The sequence below is a fragment of the Photorhabdus heterorhabditis genome, from assembly GCF_018448905.1.
In the GTDB taxonomy this organism is placed as follows: Bacteria; Pseudomonadota; Gammaproteobacteria; order Enterobacterales; family Enterobacteriaceae; genus Photorhabdus; species Photorhabdus heterorhabditis.
In genome coordinates this window covers 1-819 of record NZ_RCWA01000158.1, presented here as the reverse complement: position 1 = coordinate 819, position 819 = coordinate 1, and the positions used below count along the sequence as shown (strand labels likewise).

General features: G+C 47.6%; 1 protein-coding gene. It reads right to left on the bottom strand.

Going from position 1 to position 819, the window contains the following annotated elements; genetic code table 11:
• Positions 1-63 precede the first annotated feature (63 nt).
• The coding region (locus tag EAE89_RS23060) for a phage tail protein (protein WP_214086673.1) at positions 64-819 on the bottom strand (756 nt) is incomplete at its 5' end.

Below are 819 nucleotides of genomic sequence, written 5' to 3'. Positions count from 1 at the left end.
TGGCTAATCCATCTTTACCCAATACAGCGGTTTCATGTTCTAAAGAGTATTTCTGTTCTGTCATTATGCTGCTCTCACTATGTAGTTAAAGGCGATATTGCGGGGGCGGGTTTCGTTTGCAGTACGTGCGACACGTGATGCGTTAAAATTCCAATCCCCGGATACCCCCCAATTTTCGCCTGTGTGTCCTGAATCAGCAATTTTTTTAAATATTGCTGTAAAAGCCCCTGCCGCCTGCGGACCCTCTACCCCTTTTCTCATTCCGATGGAGCCCGTAATATTTTGGAGCGCATCTTCTTGCCACGAACCACACACACGCCCAGGATCAACACCCCGGCTATCATCCCAACCTCGAATAAATTCCCCTCTTAAATCGGGTAATACGCCCGATGGGTAAGCAACAGCTAATTGTGAATATTGCGTTTTATTAAATGATTGACCATTGCATGCTAGATAGCCAGCAGGCACATTTTGTAACGGCCACGGAATTGGAGAACCCACAGGGTAACTACCCACTGAGCCCCCTGCTACATCTCCGTTCGAGTTTAGAAAATATGCGTGTAGTACACCGTCGGCAGATACATATATCTGCCCGACATCACCTGATAGTCCAACATTAATACCCTTTGCCCATCTCGCATTTCTTTCACCAGAAAATGGTCCGATGAATGAGCGAGATGGGATGTTGTTAACTGAAACAACACTCGGAAAAGCCCCCACATCCCCGGCACTTAAACTGACATCCCCACTCAACGCCTTGCCATTCACTTTCCGGCTGTTCGGTACCGCATTATTCGCCTGATTCACCGTCTCCACCAA